This window comes from Dyella sp. SG609, from assembly GCF_012275375.1.
GTDB lineage: Bacteria > Pseudomonadota > Gammaproteobacteria > Xanthomonadales > Rhodanobacteraceae > Dyella_D > Dyella_D marensis.
Map to the genome: position 1 here is coordinate 183,340 of NZ_JAAZQJ010000003.1, position 18,384 is coordinate 201,723.

Below are 18,384 nucleotides of genomic sequence, written 5' to 3' on the forward strand. Positions count from 1 at the left end.
CGCCGGGACCTGAGCATAAAAAAACGCGCGGCTTTCACCGCGCGTTTTTATCTGGACGTCCGCAAAGCTCAATGCTTCGCGATGCGCTCCGACTCGAACTCATCCGGCGGCACCACCGGCGCCCCCGGGTGCGCCTGCGCCTCGATCTCGGCCGCTTCCACCGACGGCGTGCGCCAGCCGGACTTCACGCCCCACAGGTAGAACACCAGGCCGACCACGGCGACCACCGCCAGGTCCATGCCGTAGCTGAGGTAGCCCTTGCCGCCGAACGTGGTGCTGCCGGCCCAGGACACCAGGGCCAGGGTGGGCAGGTAGAAGATCAGCCACCATGCGCCCTTGAGCTGGCGGCCGAAGTCGTGCCAGCCGGCCTTGAGCTGGTAGTAGAAGTACACCGGCAGGGCCACGACCATCAGCAGGATGATTTCGCCGGTCAGCGGCCACTTGGCCCAGTACAGCAGTTCCGTCGCCATGATGAAGGCGATGCCGGCGAGCACCGGCAGGCCGGCGATGCGCAGCGGGCGGTGCAGGTTGGGGGCGGTGCGGCGCAGGGTCATCGCGCTGACCGGGCCGGTGAGGTAGGAAATGATCGTCGCCACCGAGATCACGGCTGCCAGCGTGCCCCAGCCGCGGAACTTGAACAGGAACAGATAGGACACCGCCAGGTTGAACCACATCGCCGGACGCGGGATGCCCCACTTCGGATGGATGCGGCCCAGCAGCTTCGGCAGCGTGCCGTTGCGCTCCATGCCGTAGATCATGCGCGCCGTGGTGGCGGTGTAGGTGATGCCGGTGCCGCTGGGGCTGATGAAGGCGTCGACGTAGAGCAGCATCGCCAGCCAGTGCAGGTTGACGATGATCGCCAGCTCCGCGAACGGCGAGCGGAAATCGATGCCGTGCCAGCCGGACTTCGCCAGCATCTCCGGCGGCACCGCGCCGAGATAGGCCAGCTGCAGGATCACATACACGATAGTGGCCAGCACGATCGAGCCGATCACCGCGAACGGAATGCTCTTGCCCGGGTTGTGCGCTTCGCCGGCGAGGTTTACCGGGCTCTGGAAGCCGTTGAAGCTGAATACGATGCCCGCGGTGGCCACGGCGGTGAGCACTGCGGCGAAGTCGATCGCATGCGCGTCGCCGTGCACGCCCACCGAGAAGTTCTCGCTGTGGAAGCCGCTGGCGATCAGCGCCAGGCCGGTGGCGGCCGGCACGACCAGCTTGAACACGGTGATGGCCGTGTTGGAGCGGGCGAACAGCTTCACGCTCCAGAAGTTGAGCAGGAAGTACACGATCACCAGCACGGCGGAGATGGCGATGCCCGCGTTGCTGAGCTCGCCGGTGCCGTCGGGCATGTGCATGTACAGGTCTTGCGCCCATTTCCACGGCCACGAGGCCATGTACTGCACCGAGGCTTCGGCTTCGACCGGGATCACCGACACGATGGCGATCCAGTTGGCCCATGCGCCGATAAAGCCGACCAGCGAACCGTGCGAGTAGTGGCTGTAGCGCACCATGCCGCCGGACTCGGGGAACATCGCGCCCAGCTCCGCGTAGGTCAGCGCGATCGTCATGATGATGGCCGCGCCGAGCACCCATGCCCAGATGGCGCCGGGGCCCGCCAGGCCCGCCGCGCGCCACGCGCCGAACAGCCAGCCGGAGCCGATGATGGAGCCCAGGCCGGTAAGCATGAGCGCAAAAGGACCGACGTCGCGCCGGATGGAGCTGGAAGAGGACATGCAAACTCCCGCAGGATCTGGATCTCGAAGGCCGCCCCCGCGGACGGCACAAGGGCCGGATGATGACAGCCCCTAGCGCGGCTGTCAGCCCGGCGGGACGGAACTTCGGAAGATTCTGCGGGTGCGGCAAGTGCATGGCGCGGCGCAACATTTGCCGGGAGGGCAAGGGGTTTGCGGCACCTTCAGGGGCGTATGGAGGGCGCTTGGGAAGCAGGCGCGCCCATCCATGGGCGCGCTTCTCCAGGCGGTGCTGCCTTGTGCCTTACGCGGTGATGTGGAGCTCCAGCCAGTCGGAGGCAGCCTGCAGCGCGGTCGCGGTCCGCAGATTCTCCGCCGGATCGCCCATGGTGTCGCTCCGTTCCTGCTGCGCGGTGGCGCGCAGGTCATCGGCCAGGGTCGCCTTGTTGCGCGCACCGCCGATGTTGAACGCATTCGGATTGGAAAGTACCCGCATCACCTCGGCCGCGCCCACGCACGGTGCCTGCGCATCGGCGGCCTTGAGCATGTCGTAGACATCCTGGCCGCTGAGACCGGCGTCCTGCAGCCAGCCGATGGCGGGACCACCGGAATGGTTGCTCTGCAGGATGTTCGGAACGATCCGCGCCAGGTCCTGCAGTTCGTCGGGCGAGATGCCGGTGCCCAGCCATTGCTTGACCTGGCCGGGGTCGCTGCTGGCCATCATGTCGATGTCGCCCGGTTTCAGGTTCACGCCGTCCGCGCTCAGGTATTTCTTGACGTCCGCGTGCACCTGATTGGCGTCCGTGATGTCGTCGATCAGGCCGCCGGCGAACTGGAACGGTGCCGCGACCAGGGAGCCGATGCCATTGATAAAGGCGCCGGGCACTTCGACCCCGCCCACTTCCAGCGTGCTGCCGATCACCGAAAACAGATCGCCGACGACGGCGCCGGCGTAGACGGGGTTGCTTTGCATGCTGTCGAAATCCGACTTGCATGCGCTGCTTGCGGCGATCAGCGACAGGCCGGGAACCAGGCGTGCGCTGAACTCGGCCAGGCTCGCGGTCTTGGCGCCGGCCTTCTCGGCTTCCACCAGCGATTGCAGGGCGCCACTGGCAAGTCCCGCGGTGGTGCCGCCGGCGGTGGCATAGGAGTTGATCACTCCGCTGGCATTGTCGCCGAGGGAGCCATTGATGGCGTTGACCATGATCGAAGCCATCGCCAACCCTTTGCCGCCCGGACCAAGCTCCTTGAACTCCTCGCCAAGCGCCTTCGCGGTAAAGGCATCTTCCTTGCCTTCGGCCATGCGCGTGTAGTTGGTAGTGATCTGCGACCAGCCGTCGTTGGCCTGGAACAGCGGCGCGGCCAGGGCGAGCAACTGCGTGGCCGCACCCTTGGCGTCGCCATGGCCTTCCACCAGCAACTGGCCTTGTGCCGCGGCGATGGCTTTGCCGATGAAGTCGGTCTGGTAATCAGAGAAGCCGTTGAAGGCTTTCGTTGCCGCGGGATCCTTGTCGATGGCCACCACGAAGGCCAATGAGGTCTTGCCCTGGCCGGACTGATTCAGATCCTGCATGCACTGGTAAAGCTGCTTGGCATTGTCCGGACTGCGCCCGGCGGCGGCGATCAGGTCATCCTGATGCGCATTCATGTACGAGGCGAGGTCGCGCCCGGCATCAGTCTCGGCCTGGTACACCTTCGCGTTGTCGGGGTCGGCGCGATAAGCCTTGATAAACGCCAGCTTCTGCTGGTCGTTCAACGGCCCGGCGTGATTGAGCAGTTCCGCCAGGTGCTCGTCCTTTTCCAGCTTGGCGCCATGCGCATCGTTGTAGGCCTTGAGCGGACTGTCCTGGGCGTTCGCGAGATAGCTTTGCTGGCCGATCGTGGCGGCGGCGATGATGTCCTGCGCTTGCTCGGCCCTGCCGTCGTTCTGCAGCGCATTGGCCAGGGCCATGGCGAGCGTGGGGCGAACGCCGCCGTTCATTGCCACCGTGACGGAATTGAGCGTCTGCTGGCTCCAGTCTTCGGCCTGGTGCAGATAGGCGCCGGCGACGTGGTTGGCCAGATCCTGCGCATCCGGTCCTTCGCCCAGCGCACTGATCACACGCTGCATGCTGCCGAAGGTCTGCTGGCCGGGTCCGTTCATCGAAACCTGCCCCATCTTCTGGATCGCCGGCAGGCTCTGGCGCACTACCGCCGCGGCAAGCGGCGGCGGCAGGCCCTGGATGCTCGCGAGCAGGGCGTGGGCGGCATCGAGCGAACCCGAGCCGTTCCTGCCATTGGCATAGGCCTGATCGACCTGGACGGCCGCTTCCTTGGCCCAGGCCTGCACGCGCGGATCCGCCGCGACGGCAGCGACCACTTCCGGCGGCTGTCCATTGAGCATGATGCCCTTGAGCTTGTCGGCCGCGCTGGTGCCGTCGGAGTACTCCGGGATCAGTCCGTTCACCTGGTTCTGGAACTTGTACGTGCCCACGGCGCCCTGGATCGTCGCGGCGAGTGACGCATCGCCAGGATGCCGCGCCGCGATCGCGTTGCCGGCGTTGTCGATCAGCTGATCGGTCGGCGTGCGGAATACGATCGGTGTGCCCTGGTTGCGGAACGCCACCTCGCCGGCCACTTCATCGGCGATGGCCTGATTCATGGTCTTCTTCGCCGCATCGATCCGATCCTGCCCGCTGCTGTCCAGGTCGGCGCGCAGGCCGGCGTTGCGTGGCGCGCTGCGCATATCGTCGTCGCGCTGCTTGAGCGCGGCCTGGTAAGCGGCAATCGCCGCATCCGTCTTCTGCGCCGGTGTCTGCGTTGCCGGCGCCGCTTGCGTGGCATTCGTCGCTGCATGCGGCGGAAGCGTCAGCATCTGCCCGGGCGACAGCGCAGTGTCGACGCTGATGTTGTTGCCGCGCGCCAGCTCTTCCGGCGCAACACCGTACTGCTGCGCAACCTGCGCGACCGTCTCGTTGCCGGTGACCGTATGGATCGGTGGCGGGGGCAGCTGGGGCTGTGCGTAGTTGCCGGAATCGTTCGCAGCGATGACTGTCATGGCGGACTCCTTGCCGTGTTGCCGTGGGGACTGGCACTGGCATTTAGACCCGCTGTCATCGAGCGGCAATACGTAGTTTCCCTAGACTCAGGTTCTTGCGCCGCGACGCGCCTTGCGCGTCGCGGCTTGCAGCAAATGCGCGGAAAAAAGATTCCGCTCAGTAAGGACGTCCCTGGCCATCCGTGCCATAGGCGATATGCAGCAGTCGCGGATCCGTCTCGGCGATTTCCTGGATATTTTCCGGCGTAATGCCACGGGCACGCATCGCATTGAGCTGGTCGGGACCTGCGCCGATCAGCGCCTCGCGCTCGTCCTTGTTCTCGATGCCGGCGCCTTCCAGGAACTTGTCCTGCGCTTCCTTGTATTCCTGGTCCTTGTGGTGCTGCTCGATGAAATGCAGCGCCACCACGGCGATGGTCGCCACCGCGATGCCGATCGGCCCGGCAAAGCCACCGAGCATTTCCTCGCCGCCGAACGCCGCCAGCGCCGCGCCGCCCGCGCCCACGCCGGAGAAGATCGCGGTCGGATAGTCGTGGTCCGCCACGCCCTTCACCGCGCCGGCGGCGAAATAGGCCACGTTGAGCACGCCGATGAATTTCTCGGTGAGCTCCGGCGCTGCGTGGCCCCATTGTTCGAGCACGTTGTTCTTGTCCAGTGCCTGGATGGTGCCGGTCAAGGCGTTCTTGGCCGGCGCCAGATCCAGGCCGAAGGCCAGCGAGCCGATCACGTTCTGCACGCTGGGGTCTTCGATGGTCTTGCCGGTCTGGCTGATAAAGGCCGCGCCGGTGATGCCCAGCGCCATCGTGCGGAACAGCATGCCGGCCTTGGCGTCGCTGAAGGGCAGTTCCTTCAGTTCCTGCAATTCCTTCTGCACCGAGGCGAACTCGTTGACCGCTTTGCCCTGCTTGGCGTCTTCCAGCGTTTCGGTGCGCAGCGAGTTGACCACTTCCTCCAGCTTGTCGATGCCCTTGTCCACTTCGCCCTGCGGAATGCCCAGCATCTGCGCGCCAAGGCCGCGGAACGATTCCAGCGCCTGCTTCACCTTGGCGATGCTGGCGTCGTCGGACGGGTTCATCTCGCCCAGCGAAGGCATCAGGTGGCTGACCACATAGGCCTTGCCGACCGCGGCGGTGAAGTCCTTGTCCTTGTGGCCCAGCTCGATCAGCAGCTTCGCGGCTTCGCCGCCTTCCTCGCCGTCGAACACGCTGGGGTCCTGCGTGGCGGCGAATTCGATCGACTGCCTGGTGGTGTCGTCGTCCAGCAGCTTGGCGGCGCCTTCCTTGGTGAGGCCGTAGCTCTTCAGGTTGTCGGGCACGCTGGTGAGCGAGGTGATGTCCAGATCCAGCGCGCGGACGTCGGCGACGAGCTTGTCCTTGTTCGCCTTCAGCTGGTCCTGCCAGTCCTTGCCCTTGCCATCGATGTATTTCTGGATGGCTTGCTGCTTCTGGTCGTCGGTGAGGCCGGGGCCGAGGTCCTTGATCAGGTTGTTGAGTTCCTCGGTCTGCTTGGCATACGCCTGCATGTCCTGCTTCAGCGTCACCTGCTGCAGGTTGCCCATACCCAGCTTCACCGAGCTCACCATCTGCATGGCCAGCGTGTTCTTGCCGTCGGCCTGCAGGTTGCTGGCCACGGCCAGCGCCAGCGCGGGATCGCCGCCGTCGGAGATGGCCTTGGTCACGTCGTTGTTGTTGGCGAGCATGGAGTTGCGTTCCAGATACTTCGCCACGTCGCCGGCAAAGTCGCTCTGCGCCGCCTGGCCGGCGTCGCTGCCGCCGAGGTTGCGGTACACCACGCTGAGGTCGCGGTAGATTTCCGGGTCGGACATCGCGCTCAGCACTTCGCTGTTGCTCGACATCCACGACTGCGTGTCCTGGGCGTTCCACCAATGCGTGGTGACTTCGCGGCCCAGCTCCGGCGATGCGCGGGTGAGGTCGGCCAGATACTTGGCGCAATCGGCGGCGGACTTGCCGCTGGCATCGTGCGCGGCATCGGCCACCCATTGCTTGACGCGCGGATCGGCCAGCACCGCATCCACCACTTCCTTGGGCTGGCCTTGCAGGTTGATGCCCTTGAGCTTGTCCGCGGCGCTCCAGTTGCCGTAGTAGCCGGGGATCAGCGCGTCGGCCTTGGCCTGCACCTGGTAGGTGTGCACCGCGTCCTTGATCAGCGGCGTGGCGCCGGCATCGCCCTGGTGGCGCGCGAGGATGGCGTCGCCCGCATTCGCCACCAGCTGGTCGTTGGGCGTGCGGAACTGGCCCGGCACGCCCTGGTTGCGCTGGGCGACTTCGCCGGCGATCTCGTCGTGGATGGCCTGGTCCATCGCGGTCTTGGCCTTGTTCACCGCATCGTCCGCGCCCTGGCGGATCTCCTGCCGCAGCGCGCCGTTCTGCGGCATGTTGCTGGTGGCCTCGGTGCGGTCCTTCACCGCCTGCTGGTAGGCGGCGATGGCGGCGTCGGTCTTGGCGGCCGGCGTGGCGGGGGCGGTGGGCGCGGCATCGGTCTGCGCGGGCTGCACCGCATTGGGCGGCAACTGCAGCTGCTGGCCGGGCGTGAGCTGGGTGTCGACCGTGATGTGGTTGGTGCGCGCAAGTTCTTCCGGCGTCACCTGGTAAGTTTTTGCGACGGTCGCAACCGTCTCCTGCGGCTTGACGATGTGCGGCGGGGGCGGAGGCGGCGTGGCCGGGGGCGTGTAGCGGACGGAAGATCCTGCGTCGACGGGGAACATGGCGCGCGCTCCAGAGGAAATGAAAAGACCGGCGCATTCAGCGCCGGCCCGTCATGGAGCCGCAATAAGGAGTTTCCCTAGGTGACAGCCGCGCTACCGCTGTGCCGCATCAGCACTCGATCACGTTCACCGCGAGGCCGCCGCGCGAGGTTTCCTTGTACTTGTCCTTCATGTCGCGGCCGGTGTCGCGCATGGTGGCGATCACCTTGTCCAGCGACACGCGATGCTTGCCGTCGCTCTTCAGCGCCATGCGGCTGGCGTTGATCGCCTTCACCGAACCCATCGCATTGCGCTCGATGCAGGGAATCTGCACCAGTCCGCCGATCGGGTCGCAGGTCAGGCCCAGGTTGTGTTCCATGCCGATCTCGGCGGCGTTCTCCACCTGCAGCACATTGCCGCCCAGCGCCGCGGTGAGGCCGCCGGCGGCCATCGAGCAGGCCACGCCCACTTCGCCCTGGCAGCCGACTTCGGCGCCGGAGATCGAAGCGTTCTCCTTGTACAGAATGCCGACCGCGGCGGCGGTGAGCAGGAATTCGATCACGCCGTCGTCGTTCGATTTGGGGCAGAAGCGGTGGTAGTAGTGCAGCACCGCCGGCACGATGCCGGCCGCGCCGTTGGTCGGCGCGGTGACCACGCGGCCGCCCGCGGCGTTCTCTTCGTTCACCGCCAGCGCGTACAGGTTGACCCAGTCGAGAATGGTGAGCGGGTCCTTCAGTGCGGCTTCCGGCTGGTTGCGCAGTTCCTGCGCCATGGCCGGCGCGCGGCGCGTCACCTTCAGGCCGCCGGGCAGGGTGCCGGGCGAGCGCAGGCCGCGGGCGACGCAGTCCTGCATGGCCTTCCAGATGGTGAGCAGGCCGGCGCGGGTTGCTTCCTCGCTGCGCCACACCTTTTCGTTCTCCATCATGAGCTGGGCGATGCTCATGCCGTGCTGCTCGCACAGCGCCAGCAGCTGGTCGCCGGTGGAGAACGGATAGGGTAGGGCGGTGGTGTCGGCGACGATGCGGTCTTCGGCCGCCTCGTCCTGGTTGACGACGAAGCCGCCGCCCACCGAGTAGTAGTCGCGCGTGCCCAGCTCGTGGCCTTCGGCGTCGTAGGCGGTGAAGCGCATGCCGTTGGTGTGGAACGGCAGCTTCTGGCGCTTGTTGAAGACCAGGTCGCGCTTCTCGTCGAATTCGATCTCGTGCCGGCCCAGCACGCGCAGGCGCTTGCTGTGGCGGATGCGTTCCAGCGTTTCGGGAATGCGGTCCGGGTCGACGGTGTCCGGATGCGCGCCTTCGAAGCCCAGCAGCACCGCCTTGTCGGTGCCGTGGCCGCGGCCGGTCATGGCCAGCGAGCCGAACAGCTCCGCGCGCAGGCGCGCCACCCGGCCCAGCACGCCTTTTTCGTCCAGCCAGCGCTCGGCGAAGCGCGCGGCGGCGCGCATGGGGCCGACCGTATGCGAGGAGGACGGCCCGATGCCGATCTTGAAGAGGTCGAATACGCTGACGGCCATGGCTTTGTGCTGGGGCTGGACGGGGAACCGGCTATTCTACGCATCCCCCCGCTGCCCCGCAGTCCGTACGCAAGCGTCTGTTGCCGCCATGGCCGACCTGATCCTCTACCAGCGCGACTACTGCCATCTGTGCGACCAGGCCCTGGCCGTGATGGCCGAGGCGCGCGCGCCGGATTTCGACAGCGTGTGGGTCGACGACGCGCAGGCGCTGGAAGACCGCTACGGCACCCGCGTGCCGGTGCTGCGCGACGTGCGCGACGGGCGGGAGCTGGACTGGCCGTTCGATGCGGCGGCGGTGCGCGCCTTCCTGGCGGTGAAACTCAGCGCGACTTGAGCCGGCGCAGGATCTCTTCGCGCGCCTCGCGCAGGATCGAATCGCGATCCAGCCCGGCCACGATGTCGGCCACCGCCCGCTTTGCCCCCAGCTCGCCCCAGGACTTGCCCGCCACCAGGTAGCGCTCCGCGGCGCGCCCGATCAGCACCGTGGCATACCAGGCCAGCGCGCCCTGCGCGGCCGCGGTCACCAGCACCGACAGCCCCGCGCTCACGCCCTTCAGCGCCGAAGCCACCAGCTGCATGCCCCATACCGCGCCCATCAGCGCGGCGAGCTGGGCGGAGATCACCGCCACCAGCTTGCCGGATTCGGCCCGCGTCAGCGGCAGGCCATACACGCGCGACAGCTGCAGCACCATCGCCGCATCCATGCCGGCCGCGGCGAGCAGGTCGGCGACGGGGATGGGATTGAGCGCCACCGCCACGCCCTTGGCCAGGCAATAGTTGCGGATCAATTTATCGGCCAGCCGGCGCCGGCTTTCGGCGATGCGTTCGCTTACCTGGTCGGTAAGCCGGCTCGCATACAGGCCGGCGTTGAGCGCGGACAGCGTCTTGCCTTCGCGCCGGGCGATGGCGAGCAGGCGTTCGCGCAGGGCGGCCACGTCGGGCGGCGCCGGCAGTTCGCGCAGATGTTCGCGGCCGTGCTCGTCGGTTTCCATGCGCCGCTGCGGCGTGGGGCGCGCGGCGGCGGAGACCACGTCGTCGTCGCGCACCAGGCCATGCGCGCGTTCGCGCAGTTGCGCGAGCAGGGCATCGCGTTCGGCGGGTGCGTAGCGGTCGGCCTTGTTGAGCGCCAGCAGCAGGGGGCGCTGGGTGGCGGCCAGGGTCTTCAGCGCGTCGAGTTCGTCGCGGGTGAGGTCGCCGTCGGCGACGAAGATCACCAGGTCGCTGACTTCGGCCACTTCGAAAGCCAGGCGCTCGCGCGCCTCGCCATCGAGTTCGTTGATGCCGGGCGTATCGATCAGCACCAGGCCCGCTTCGCGCGCTTCGTCGAGCGCGGCCTGCTCGGCCTGGGTGGTCGTGCCGTGCAGCACGCCGACGGCGAACGCCTCGCGGCCCAGCAGCGCATTGCCCAGCGCCGACTTGCCGGCGGAGACGCGGCCGAACACGGCTACATGCAGTTCGCCGCGCTGCAGCCGTTCGAGCATGTTTTCGATGCGGCCGAAATCGCTGGCCAGTTCCGCGCGGATGGCCGGCGGAATGCCCGGGTCGTCCAGCAGGCGGCGCAGGCTGTCGGCCATGCGCGCCTGCGCGCGCTCCGCCACGGGCGCCGCGGCGGGTGCCGTGGCGGCGTCCTGCGCGTCCGGCTTTACCAGCCAGCCGCGCAGGCGCTGCCACAGCGTGTCGCCGCTCATTACTTGGCGGTGAGCACGAGGTGCGCGTTGACCTTGACGTCGGCGCCGATCACCGAGGTGTCGGCGTATTCGCCGCTGCCCACGCCGAAGTCCAGGCGCTTGACCGTGCCGCTCACGTCCAGCGTGGCGCCGGCGCCGGCCGGCTTGAACGTGATGTTGAGGCTGACCGGCCTGGTTACGCCGCGCAGGGTGAGGTTGCCGTCGGCGATCACCTGCGCGCCGTTCTGGCGGAAGCCGGTGGTGACGAAGTGCGCCTTGGGAAACTTGGCGACGTTGAAGAAGTCGGCGCCGGGCAGGGCGCCGTCGCGGTCCTTGTCGCCGGTCTTGACGCTGGCGAGGTCCACTTCCACGTCGAACTTCGAGGTGGCGAGCTTGGCGGCGTCATAGCTGATCGCCGCGGTGAACTTGCCGAAGCTGCCGTCGAACGAGGCGCCCTGGAAGCTGCTGGTGAAACCCAGCTTGCTGCCGGCGGGCTGCACGGCGTAGTCGGCGGCGCCGGCCAGGCCGGGCAGGGCCAGGGCAAGCAGCAGCGAGGCAAAGGCATGGCGTTTCATCAGCGGTCTCCTTGAGATGTATCGCCGCGCAGGCGGCGGAAGGGAAGCATGCGCAGCAGGGTGTTGTCGCGGTTCACCAGATGATGCTTCAGCGCACCGGCGACATGCGCCGCCAGCACCAGCACCAGGAACCAGAACAGGTACTCGTGCACGTCGCCGGCAAAGCCGCTCATGTCCTGGTTGGCCTGCGCCAGCGCGGGCAGGTTGAACATCTTGAAATACTGCAGCGGCTTGCCGGCGATGGAGTTGAACCACCAGCCGCTGAGCGGCAGCGCCACGATCAGCACATAGAGCAGCGCATGCACCGTATGCGCCGCCAGCTGCTGCCAGCGCGGGGCGGGGTCTTCGCGCGGCCGCCGTTCGCTGATGCGCCACAGCACGCGCAGCACGAACAGCGCCAGCACCGTCAGCCCGATCGACTTGTGCAGGGCCAGCCAGTTGATCTTCTGCATCGGCCCGTGCGCCAGGTCCATGCACAGGCCGAAGATGCCGTTGCCGATGATCAGCAGGGCCACGGTCCAGTGGAAGAACTTGGCGACCGAGCCCCACTGGCGGTCGTTGCTGCGCAGGCTCATGGGGTTTCCTTCTGAGTGTTGTCGACCGAGTCGTCGAGAATGGCTTCAAGTTCCAGCCACACGGTGACGTTGCGGCCGATCGAATGGGGGCTGGCGGTGATGCCGAAGTCGTTGCGGTCCAGCGTGGTGCGCGCGGAGAAGCCGGCCACGGTATGCAGTCCGTAGATGGTCTTGCCCACGCGGTTGGCGCTGAACGGCAGTTCCACGTCGCGCGTTACGCCGCGCAGGGTGAGCTTGCCGCGCAGCACGCCGTTGTCGCCATCCTTGCGCTCCACCGAGGTGGAGACGAAGTGGGCATAGCGGGCGCCCGCGCTGTCGAGATACGACCCGCCGAGCACGGCTTTGTTCCAGTCCGCATCGCCCAGGTCCAGCGAGGCCAGGTCGATATCCAGCTCGGTGGCCGAGCGGCTCCAGTCGTCGGGATCGAAGCGCAGCCAGCCCTTGGCGATGTGCAGCCGTCCGAACGGGCGGGAGTAGCCGTTGTGGTCGATGCTGAAAACGATCTGGCTGTGGACGGTGTCGTAGCGGTAGTTCGCGGATGCGGCGTATGCGCCGCTGGCGCAGGCGGCCAGGATCAGGGCGAGGGCGGTGGCGCGGGCGAAGGGCATGGCGGGGAAGTCTGGCCGAAGGTGGAAGGGGGCGCCAGCGGGTGTGGGTAGAACGGATTGTTTCTTTGGGCGCTGTGGTAGGTGCGTGGAGCTCGGGTCTTGGTTTAACCCATCTAGTGGATCTTCTCCCCGTCGGGGAGAAGATGGCGGCAGCCAGATGAGGGGCGGGTGCTCGCGGTGGAAAGTCGACGAAGCTCGCTCTTGAGGACGCCTTCGCCTCATCGCTCCGTAGGTCCCCCTCACCCCAGCCCTCTCCCCGCAGGGGAGAGGTGGCGCGTTGAGGGTTATTGGGAGGCTTTTTCCTTCCAGGCATCGAGCGTCAACGTCGCCAGTTCCTTCATGCGTGCACCGCTGCCATCCGCCAGCAAAGCCTTGAGCTTGTCCGCCGCGTCTTCCTGGTCCAGCGATTCGCGTTCGGCCAGCGAGGCGGCGAGTGCGCGGCCCAGGCTGTCGAAGATCAGCGCATAGGCGAACGCATGCAGCACGCCGCCGCCCAAGGTGCCGAGTCCCGGAAAAGCCTTCAGCGCATTGCCGGCGATGGCCAGCACCAGCGAGCTGCCGGTGCGCAGGGTCAGGCGGGCCTGGCGCAGGAAGTCGTCGATCTGCACGTCGCTCACCGGCACGCCGTAGAGCTTCGCCAGCTCGCGGGTCAGCGCGGTGGCGAGCGCGCCCTGGATCACCAGGTCGCTGCCGGGCGCGATCGCGGCCATGGCGCCGATCACCGCCCGCTGCGCGTAGCGGCGCACGATGCGTTCCGCTTCCGCCGCGCGGGTCTGCGTTTCCAGCGTGCCGACGCGTTCGTGCAATCCGGCGAGCACCGCGCGTTCGCGCTGCGCCTCCAGTCCTTCGGCGCCGGGCGATGACAGCCGCGCCAATGCCTTCCACAACGCATCGATGGCGGGCTTGCGCTGGCGTTCCACCTGTTCGACGCCGCCATCGGGCAAGGCGCGCTGGAAACGCTCGCTGCCGCCGGCGCTCACCGCGACCACGCCGGCCGTATCGCCGGCGGTCTGGCGGCGCAGGCGTTCCAGCAGCTGTGCGAGTTCTGCCTCGCTCCACTGGTCGGCCTTGTTGAGCACCACCAGCAGCGGCTTGCCGAATTCGGCGAGCCAGTGCACTTCCTGCGCCTGCGTGCGGGTGAGGTCGCCGGCGCAGACATACACCACCACGTGCGCGCGCAAGGCTTCCTCGCGCGCCAGCGTTTCGCGCGCCTCGCCGCCGGCTTCGCGGCTGCCGGGCACGTCGGCCAGGGTGAGCGGACGTCCATCCGGCAAGCCGCTGTCGACGTGCAGCACCTGGCGCGTGGTGCCGCCGCGCACGTCGCTGGCGGTGGCGGCCTGCGGCGCGAGCGCGCGGATCAGGGTGGACTTGCCGGTGGAGATCTCGCCGAACAAGGCCACGTAGACGCGCGCCTCGCCGCGGCGGCGGTCCAGTTCGCCCAGCTCCGCGGCGAGCATGCCGGTGTCGGCGCCGCGCGTCTGCAATTGATCGATGCGGCGCTCCAGCGTGCCGCGGTCCGGCGCAGCCACCGCGCGCCGCGCGCGGCGTGGGCGCAGAATCCACCACAGCACCGCCAGGCCGGCCAGCGCGAACAGGGCCAGCGCGCTGCCCAGGGTCCATTGCAGCCAGGCCGGCAATTGCAGGAAACGCTGGGCCAGGGCCAGCGCGCGTTCGGCCGCGGCGAACAGCAGCCAGGCCAGGGCGGCCAGGGCGAGCGCGGCGATCAGCAGGCGTGAGCGGCGGGGCATGACGGGCATTCTATGCGGGGCCTCGCAAGCGCCATGGCGCTCGGGTTGTGGGGTGAAGGCATCTTCACACTTCTGGTCTCGTACCCGCCTGTCCGATTTGGCATGATCCCCCTGCTTAGGGGGAAATTCATGTTGTCTTCACTGCTGCTGGGCCTAGCGCTGCTCGCACCGTCGGCGTCCGTCGCCGACAAGGCCGCGGAGGGGCATGCCCCCATGCCCGCGCCCGCGGCGTCCGCCGGCATGGCCGGCGTGCTGCCCACGCCGCAGTTCCGCCGCTACGGCACCTTCAACGGCCTGCCCAGCAGCAGCGTGTATGCGGTGGCGCAGGCGCCGGACGGCGCCATGTGGTTCGGCACCAAGGGCGGCGTGGCGCGCTACGACGGCGTGGCGTTCAAGGTGTATCGCCACGTGGCGGACGATCCGCGCTCGCTGCACGACAACGGCATCGCCACCTTGCTGTTCGACGGCAAGGGCCAGCTGTGGGCGGCGGGACTGGAAGCGGGCCTCAACCGTTTCGATCCGGCCACGCAGACCTTCCAGCACTGGGCGCACGACCCGGCCGTGCCCGAGAGCATCGCCAGCGACAAAGTGTGGGACGCCATCGTCGGCCCCGACGGCGCGCTGTGGATCGGCACGCAGCACGGCCTGGACCGCATGCGTCCGGACGGCAGCGGCTTCGACCACATCGCCGCGCCGCCGCCGAGCAACGACCCCAGCGGTTTCGGCGCGGTGGGCGCGCTGTATCTGGACCCCAAGGGCCGCATCTGGATCGGCACCGACGAAGGCGTCTACGTGCGCGAGCCGGACGGCCGCATCAGCCAGGTGCCGCAGGAAGACCCGAAGGAAACCATCTCGGTGTGGCGCATCGAAGGCGACGGCGACGAAGTGCGCATCGCCGCCGCGCACGGCCTGCTGGTGGTGGGCACCGACGGCATCGCGCGCAAGTTCTGCAAGGACATTGCCGACTTCAACGTGCTCAGCAGCGTGCGCGACCGCGCCGGGCGCCTGTGGATCGGCACGCAGCGCGGCCTGTATCTGCAGATGCGCCGCGGCGGTCCGGTGAAGAAAGTGCTGGACCAGCCGCTGCTGTACGGCAACCTGCCCGGGACCTGGGTGTGGGCGATCAAGCAGGACCGCGAAGGCGGCCTGTGGGTGGCGCTGTTCGACGGCGGCGTGGGTTATCTCGCGCCGGGCTGGAGCGGCATCAGCCGCTTCACCCACATTCCGGAAGACGCCGACAGCCTGCGCGACGGCGTGGCCACCGCGATGGCGCGCGGCCACGACGGGCGCGTGTGGGTGGGCGAGCGCGGCGGCCGCGTCGACAAGCTCGATCCGGTCACCGGCAAGGCCGAGCACGTCATCACCGAGATGCGCGGCGACGTGATCGGCATGACCGAGGACGACCACGACCGCCTGTGGGTCGCCACCCAGGGCAGCCTGTATCGCTACGCGCGCGGCAAGCTCGACAAGGTGCCCACCGCCGGGCGTGGCATGGTGCATCCGCTGGAAGTGGAAGTCGGCCCCGACGGCAAGCTCTATGCGCGCACCTTCGCCGAAGGCCTGTTCCGCGTGGACCAGGACACGCTGGAGGTGACGCCGGTGAGTTTCCTTCCGGCCGAGGAAAAAACGCGCTGGGGCGCGCAGCTCACCCTGGTCGGCGGCGTGTTCTGGTATGCCAGCGATGGCGGCCTGTGGCGGCTGGACCACAGCTACGATCATTTCGAACCGGTGCCGGGCGTGCGCAACGACCGCAAGGTCGACGCTTTCATCTTCACGCCCGACGGCAAGCGCATGTGGATGGCGCGCCCGGATGGCCTGGAGCGCTATCGCCTGGAAGGCGAGCACTTCGTGCTGGAGCGCCGCGTCGATGCGCGCCAGGGCTGGCCCTCGGTAAACGTGGCGGACCTGGCGCTGGACAAGCGCGGCCGCGTCTGGATGCTCGGCCGCGACGGCATGCGCCGCTTCGATCCGGACACCGGCAGCTTCCGCACCTTCGGCCTGCAGGACGGCCTGAGCAACGGCGAATTCGTGCGCGGCTACGCCGCCATGGCGGACGGCTATATCTACGCGCCGACCATGGGCGGCGTGGTGGCGTTCAATCCCGACCAGGACGAAGCCGACGCGCCGAAGCCGCAGGTGGCGATCACCGGCGTGAGCGTGCGCGGCCGCAACGGCCTGCAGCCTACGGTGCTGGGCGGCGGTCCGCTGGAACTGGACTGGCATGCGCGCGGCCTGAATATCGAAGCGCGCGTGTTCTCGTATATCGACCCCGCGGTGAACCGCTACCGCTTCCATCTGGAAGGCCTGGACACCGAGTGGGTGGACACCGGCACGCGCGGCGAACGCGAATTCGCCAGCCTGCCGCCGGGCGACTACACGCTCACCGTGATGGGCGCGGGCGCCGACGGCGTATGGGGCCTGGTGTCCGCGCCGCTGCAGGTCCATGTGCAGGCGCCGCCGTGGGAACGCTGGTGGGCGTGGTGCATGTATGTGCTGGCGGTCGCCATGTTCGCCTGGATGGCGCTGCTGGTATGGCGCCGCCGCCTGGCGCAGCGCCACCAGATGCAGCTGGCCGAACAGCGTAGCCGCCTGGCCGAGCAGGCCAGCGCGGCGAAGACGCAGTTCCTGGCCACGCTCAGCCACGAGATCCGCACGCCGATGACCGGCGTGATGGGCATGGCGGAATTGCTGTTGAACAGTGGCCTGGGCGCGCAGCAGCAGGAGTACGCGGAAGCGATCCAGCGCTCCGGCAAGATGCTGCTGAAGCTGCTCAACGACGCGCTGGACCTGGCGCGCATCGAAGCCGGCAAGCTGTCGCTGGACCTGGCGCCATTCGATCCGCGCGCGCTGCTGCGCGACATCGCCTCGCTGGAACAGGGCCAGGCGCGCGCCAAGGGCCTGGCCTTCAAGCTGGAGATCGCCGACGACCTGCCGGCGCGGGTGATGGGCGATGCGCTGCGCGTGCAGCAGATCCTGCTCAACCTGGCCAACAACGCGCTGAAGTTCACCGAGCGCGGCAGCGTGATCCTGCGCGCGCGGCGCGAAGGCAGCGAGTTGCGCTTCAGCGTGATCGACACCGGCCCCGGCATTCCGGAAGCCAGCCAGGCGCGGCTATTCCAGCGTTTCGAGCAGGCCAACGGGCCGCAGCGGCGCGCCGGCAGCGGCCTGGGGTTGGCCATTTGCCGCGAGCTGGTGGCGCTGATGGGCGGCCATATCGAACTGGAATCGAAGGTGGCGCACGGCAGCAGCTTCCACGTGCACCTGCCGCTGGAGGTGGTGCAGGAAGAAGCCGCACCCAGCACCTCTCCGGCGCGCGCCTCCGGTGCCGCCGGCTTGCGCGTGCTGCTGGTGGAAGACGACACCATCATCGCGGCGGTGGTGCGCGGCCTGCTCGAACGACAGGGCCATCTGGTGCGCTACGTGGGCAATGGCCTGGCGGCGATGACCGAGCTGGCGCAGAACGACACCGACGTGATGCTGCTGGATCTGGACCTGCCGGGCGTGGATGGTTTCCAGATCGCGCGCCTGATCCGCCAGCGCGAAAACAGCGGCACGCATCTGCCGATCATCGCCATCACCGCGCGTTCCGGCGGCGATGAGGAAGAGCGCGCGCGAGCCGCGGGGATGGACGGTTTCCTGCGCAAGCCGCTGACCGGCGAGCAGCTGGCGGAAGCGCTGGCGGCGACTGTGGTGGCCGAGCCCGCGACGTAGGTTGGGGTGAGCCGAAGGCGAACCCCAACATCGCTACTTCAGGATGTGCAACGCAGCGTTGGGGTTCGCCTGCGGCTCACCCCAACCTACATGTCGTGCTTGGCGACCTCGATGCCCAGCCGCTTGTATTCCCCCCAGCGCGTGCGCGAACCCTCGCGCTCCGCAGGCTCCGCCGCCACCACTTCCAGCACGCGCTCGAAGCGCCCCGCGGGGCAGGTTTCGCGCAGGTTGATCAGCATCGGGCGGTCGGGCGTTTCCACGCCCGGCGGCACGATCAGCACGGCGGTGCTGTCGTCCTCTTCGTCGCCGGCGATCTGGTGCGGGATCCAGGTGTCCTCGTCGAAATCCCACAGCAGCTGGTCGATCGCCTCGGCCTGCTCGAAATCGCGCGCGAGGATCAGCGTCGGCTGCTGCGCCGCATAGGCGCGCTTGGACAGCTCGCACACCAGCAGCAGCGGCTGTTCGCGGAAGCGCGGCTTGTCGATGAGGTAGAAGTCGGCGCGGGGCATGGTGGGCTTGGCCTGGGAATAGGGGATGGAGAATAGGGAATAGGGA

General features: G+C 68.0%; 12 protein-coding genes. 2 read left to right on the forward strand and 10 right to left on the reverse strand.

Annotated elements, in window-relative coordinates:
- Window positions 1-68: 68 nt before the first annotated feature.
- The 4 genes from FHW85_RS07110 to FHW85_RS07125 form a co-directional block, all read right to left on the reverse strand.
- The gene (locus FHW85_RS07110) at window positions 69-1,733 is read right to left on the reverse strand and encodes an APC family permease (RefSeq protein ID WP_167257020.1); all 1,665 of its coding nucleotides are present in this window, start codon (window positions 1,731-1,733) and stop codon (window positions 69-71) included.
- Window positions 1,734-1,995: 262 nt separating this feature from the next.
- A complete protein-coding gene (locus FHW85_RS07115) occupies window positions 1,996-4,728 on the reverse strand; it encodes a LysM domain-containing protein (protein WP_168647808.1) in 2,733 nt (910 codons plus the stop codon).
- 157 nt (window positions 4,729-4,885) lie between these two features.
- A complete protein-coding gene (locus tag FHW85_RS07120; RefSeq protein ID WP_168647809.1) occupies window positions 4,886-7,453 on the reverse strand; it encodes a LysM domain-containing protein in 2,568 nt (855 codons plus the stop codon).
- Window positions 7,454-7,562: 109 nt separating this feature from the next.
- Window positions 7,563-8,945 (reverse strand): L-serine ammonia-lyase, encoded by a 1,383-nt coding sequence (locus FHW85_RS07125; RefSeq protein ID WP_167257017.1) that lies wholly within the window; start codon window positions 8,943-8,945, stop codon window positions 7,563-7,565.
- 88 nt (window positions 8,946-9,033) lie between these two features.
- On the opposite strand from FHW85_RS07125, the gene FHW85_RS07130 reads away from it, so the two are divergent.
- Window positions 9,034-9,279, forward strand: coding sequence for a glutaredoxin family protein (locus FHW85_RS07130; protein WP_167257016.1), 246 nt, complete (start codon window positions 9,034-9,036; stop codon window positions 9,277-9,279).
- Here the strand turns inward: FHW85_RS07130 and FHW85_RS07135 are convergent.
- From FHW85_RS07135 to FHW85_RS07155, 5 genes are all read right to left on the reverse strand, one after another.
- Entirely contained in the window at window positions 9,266-10,633 is a 1,368-nt protein-coding gene (locus FHW85_RS07135) for a GTP-binding protein (protein ID WP_168647810.1), read from the reverse strand. The genes FHW85_RS07130 and FHW85_RS07135 overlap by 14 nt on opposite strands.
- Complete coding sequence (locus FHW85_RS07140; protein WP_168647811.1) at window positions 10,633-11,187, reverse strand: YceI family protein; 555 nt, start codon at window positions 11,185-11,187, stop codon at window positions 10,633-10,635. The genes FHW85_RS07135 and FHW85_RS07140 overlap by 1 nt, the downstream gene beginning before the upstream one ends.
- On the reverse strand, window positions 11,187-11,762 hold the full coding sequence (locus tag FHW85_RS07145; RefSeq protein WP_168647812.1) for a cytochrome b: 576 nt from the start codon (window positions 11,760-11,762) through the stop codon (window positions 11,187-11,189). Before FHW85_RS07145 ends, FHW85_RS07140 begins: the two co-directional genes overlap by 1 nt.
- Window positions 11,759-12,370, reverse strand: a complete 612-nt coding sequence (locus FHW85_RS07150; protein ID WP_167257012.1) for a YceI family protein — start codon at window positions 12,368-12,370, stop codon at window positions 11,759-11,761. The genes FHW85_RS07145 and FHW85_RS07150 overlap by 4 nt, the downstream gene beginning before the upstream one ends.
- A 284-nt stretch (window positions 12,371-12,654) precedes the next feature.
- Complete coding sequence (locus tag FHW85_RS07155; protein ID WP_168647813.1) at window positions 12,655-14,118, reverse strand: GTPase; 1,464 nt, start codon at window positions 14,116-14,118, stop codon at window positions 12,655-12,657.
- A gap of 129 nt (window positions 14,119-14,247) precedes the next feature.
- Here FHW85_RS07155 and FHW85_RS07160 point away from each other — a divergent pair, with 129 nt between their 5' ends.
- Entirely contained in the window at window positions 14,248-17,829 is a 3,582-nt protein-coding gene (locus tag FHW85_RS07160; protein WP_168647814.1) for a hybrid sensor histidine kinase/response regulator, read from the forward strand.
- 86 nt (window positions 17,830-17,915) lie between these two features.
- Here the strand turns inward: FHW85_RS07160 and FHW85_RS07165 are convergent, their stop codons facing one another.
- The gene (locus FHW85_RS07165; protein ID WP_167257009.1) at window positions 17,916-18,338 is read right to left on the reverse strand and encodes a DNA polymerase III subunit chi; all 423 of its coding nucleotides are present in this window, start codon (window positions 18,336-18,338) and stop codon (window positions 17,916-17,918) included.
- Between the last annotated feature and the right edge of the window lie 46 nt (window positions 18,339-18,384).

Coding starts and splice junctions, on each gene's coding strand:
- FHW85_RS07145 (WP_168647812.1), bottom strand. CDS start 11,762: ATGAGCCTGCGCAGCAACGACCGCCAGTGGGGCTCGGTCGCCAAGTTC.
- FHW85_RS07165 (WP_167257009.1), bottom strand. CDS start 18,338: ATGCCCCGCGCCGACTTCTACCTCATCGACAAGCCGCGCTTCCGCGAA.
- FHW85_RS07135 (WP_168647810.1), bottom strand. CDS start 10,633: ATGAGCGGCGACACGCTGTGGCAGCGCCTGCGCGGCTGGCTGGTAAAG.
- FHW85_RS07125 (WP_167257017.1), bottom strand. CDS start 8,945: ATGGCCGTCAGCGTATTCGACCTCTTCAAGATCGGCATCGGGCCGTCC.
- FHW85_RS07115 (WP_168647808.1), bottom strand. CDS start 4,728: ATGACAGTCATCGCTGCGAACGATTCCGGCAACTACGCACAGCCCCAG.
- FHW85_RS07155 (WP_168647813.1), bottom strand. CDS start 14,118: ATGCCCCGCCGCTCACGCCTGCTGATCGCCGCGCTCGCCCTGGCCGCC.
- FHW85_RS07150 (WP_167257012.1), bottom strand. CDS start 12,370: ATGCCCTTCGCCCGCGCCACCGCCCTCGCCCTGATCCTGGCCGCCTGC.
- FHW85_RS07140 (WP_168647811.1), bottom strand. CDS start 11,187: ATGAAACGCCATGCCTTTGCCTCGCTGCTGCTTGCCCTGGCCCTGCCC.
- FHW85_RS07160 (WP_168647814.1), top strand. CDS start 14,248: ATGTTGTCTTCACTGCTGCTGGGCCTAGCGCTGCTCGCACCGTCGGCG.
- FHW85_RS07110 (WP_167257020.1), bottom strand. CDS start 1,733: ATGTCCTCTTCCAGCTCCATCCGGCGCGACGTCGGTCCTTTTGCGCTC.
- FHW85_RS07130 (WP_167257016.1), top strand. CDS start 9,034: ATGGCCGACCTGATCCTCTACCAGCGCGACTACTGCCATCTGTGCGAC.
- FHW85_RS07120 (WP_168647809.1), bottom strand. CDS start 7,453: ATGTTCCCCGTCGACGCAGGATCTTCCGTCCGCTACACGCCCCCGGCC.